This window comes from Pseudoalteromonas sp. L1 (assembly GCF_021728095.1).
Taxonomy (GTDB): domain Bacteria; phylum Pseudomonadota; class Gammaproteobacteria; order Enterobacterales; family Alteromonadaceae; genus Pseudoalteromonas.
In genome coordinates this window covers 1,676-4,775 of sequence record NZ_JAKKCT010000014.1, presented here as the reverse complement: position 1 = coordinate 4,775, position 3,100 = coordinate 1,676, and the positions used below count along the sequence as shown (strand labels likewise).

1 rRNA gene is annotated in these 3,100 nt (G+C 49.1%); it reads right to left on the bottom strand.

Features of this window, described 5'->3' with window-relative positions:
• Nucleotides 1-19 precede the first annotated feature (19 nt).
• Nucleotides 20-2,904: ribosomal RNA gene (locus tag L3V38_RS20190) — 23S ribosomal RNA — on the bottom strand.
• Between the last annotated feature and the right edge of the window lie 196 nt (nt 2,905-3,100).

Genomic DNA, 3,100 nt, shown 5'->3' with positions numbered 1-3,100 from the left:
AAAACGCGTTTGGCGTTGTATGGTTAAGCCTCACGGGTAATTAGTACAGGTTAGCTTAATGGCTCACACCACTTCCACATCCTGCCTATCAACGTTGTAGTCTTCAACGGCCCTTCAGAGACTTTAAAAGTCTAGTGAGAACTCATCTCGAGGCCTGCTTCGCGCTTAGATGCTTTCAGCGCTTATCAGTTCCGAACGTAGCTACCGGGCAGTGCCATTGGCATGACAACCCGAACACCAGCGGTTCGTTCACTCCGGTCCTCTCGTACTAGGAGCAACCCCTCTCAATTCTCAAACGCCCACGGCAGATAGGGACCGAACTGTCTCACGACGTTCTAAACCCAGCTCGCGTACCACTTTAAATGGCGAACAGCCATACCCTTGGGACCGACTTCAGCCCCAGGATGTGATGAGCCGACATCGAGGTGCCAAACACCGCCGTCGATATGAACTCTTGGGCGGTATCAGCCTGTTATCCCCGGAGTACCTTTTATCCGTTGAGCGATGGCCCTTCCATTCAGAACCACCGGATCACTATGACCTACTTTCGTACCTGCTCGACGTGTCTGTCTCGCAGTTAAGCTGGCTTCTACCATTACACTAACCGTACGATGTCCGACCGTACTTAGCCAACCTTCGTGCTCCTCCGTTACTCTTTGGGAGGAGACCGCCCCAGTCAAACTACCCACCAGGCACTGTCCGTAACCCCGATTAGGGGCCAACGTTAGAACATCAACACTACAAGGGTGGTATTTCAAGGACGGCTCCACAAAAACTAGCGTTTCTGCTTCAAAGCCTCCCACCTATCCTACACATGTAGGGTCAATGTTCAGTGCCAAGCTGTAGTAAAGGTTCACGGGGTCTTTCCGTCTAGCCGCGGGTACACAGCATCTTCACTGCGATTTCAATTTCACTGAGTCTCGGGTGGAGACAGCGTGGCCATGGTTACACCATTCGTGCAGGTCGGAACTTACCCGACAAGGAATTTCGCTACCTTAGGACCGTTATAGTTACGGCCGCCGTTTACCGGGGCTTCGATCAAGAGCTTCGTCCGAAAACTAACCCCATCAATTAACCTTCCGGCACCGGGCAGGTGTCACACCGTATACGTCATCTTGCGATTTTGCACAGTGCTGTGTTTTTAATAAACAGTCCCAGCCACCTGGTCACTGCGGCTCCCGTCCGCTTAGAGAGTAAATCTCATCACAGATAGGAGCGTACCTTCTCCCGAAGTTACGGTACAATTTTGCCTAGTTCCTTCACCCGAGTTCTCTCAAGCGCCTTAGTATTCTCTACCTGACCACCTGTGTCGGTTTGGGGTACGATTCGGTATAATCTGAAGCTTAGAGGCTTTTCCTGGAAGTATGGCATCAGCAACTTCACACCCTTGGGTGCTCGTCTCGTATCTCAGTCTTAGCAACCCGGATTTTCCTAAGTCACCAACCTACTTACTTTCACATGGACAACCAACGCCATGCTTGCTTAGCCTGCTCCGTCCCCCCATCGCAATTATACCAAGTACGGGAATATTAACCCGTTTCCCATCGACTACGCCTTTCGGCCTCGCCTTAGGGGTCGACTTACCCTACCCTGATTAACATGGGATAGGAACCCTTGGTCTTCCGGCGTGCGGGTTTTTCACCCGCATTATCGTTACTCATGTCAGCATTCGCACTTCTGATACCTCCAGCAAACCTCCCGGTTCACCTTCAACGGCTTACAGAACGCTCCCCTACCACTCAAACAAAGTTTGAATCCGCAGCTTCGGTGCATAGTTTAGCCCCGTTACATCTTCCGCGCAGACCGACTCGACCAGTGAGCTATTACGCTTTCTTTAAAGGATGGCTGCTTCTAAGCCAACCTCCTGGCTGTCTGGGCCTTTCCACATCGTTTCCCACTTAACTATGACTTTGGGACCTTAGCTGGCGGTCTGGGTTGTTTCCCTCTTCACGACGGACGTTAGCACCCGCCGTGTGTCTCCCGGATAGTACTTTACGGTATTCGGAGTTTGCAAAGGGTTGGTAAGTCGGGATGACCCCCTAGCCTTAACAGTGCTCTACCCCCGTAAGTATTCGTCCGAGGCTCTACCTAAATAGATTTCGGGGAGAACCAGCTATCTCCCGGTTTGATTAGCCTTTCACTCCTAGCCACAGGTCATCCCCTAACTTTTCAACGTTAGTGGGTTCGGTCCTCCAGTTGATGTTACTCAACCTTCAACCTGCCCATGGCTAGATCACCGGGTTTCGGGTCTATACCTTGCAACTCAACGCGCAGTTAACGCTCGCTTTCACTACGGCTACCCTAATCGGTTAACCTCGCTACAAAATATAAGTCGCTGACCCATTATACAAAAGGTACGCAGTCACATAACAAGTATGCTCCTACTGCTTGTACGTACACGGTTTCAGGTTCTATTTCACTCCCCTCACAGGGGTTCTTTTCGCCTTTCCCTCACGGTACTGGTTCACTATCGGTCAGTTGGGAGTATTTAGCCTTAGATGATGGTCCACCTATATTCAGTCAAAGTTTCACGTGCTCCGACCTACTCGATTTCACTTAGATTGCATTTTCGTGTACGGGACTATCACCCTGTATCGTCAAACTTTCCAGAATGTTTCACTAACACAAAATAAGCTTAAGGGCTGGTCCGGTTTCGCTCGCCGCTACTTCCGGAATCTCGGTTGATTTCTGTTCCTACGGGTACTTAGATGTTTCAGTTCTCCGCGTTCGCCTCTTACACCTATGTATTCAGTGCAAGATACCTGCAAGCAGGTGGGTTTCCCCATTCGGAAATCCTAGTCTCAAGCGCTTTTTACTAGCTTGACTAGGCTTATCGCAAGTTAATACGTCCTTCATCGCCTCCAACTGCCAAGGCATCCACCGTGTACGCTTAGTCACTTAACCATACAACCCAAACGGGTCTTTGTTAGTGACAGCTGTTAACTTCGCCAGAAGTTAATTCATCAAATAATGATGAGAATACTAAAGTAGATACCAATTAATCTGTCGATTAATGGCATTTTTTTACTTTTGAAAACTCTTTATAGATACGAATATCTATAAGAATTTTAATATCAGCTTTCCAAATTTTTAAAGAGCA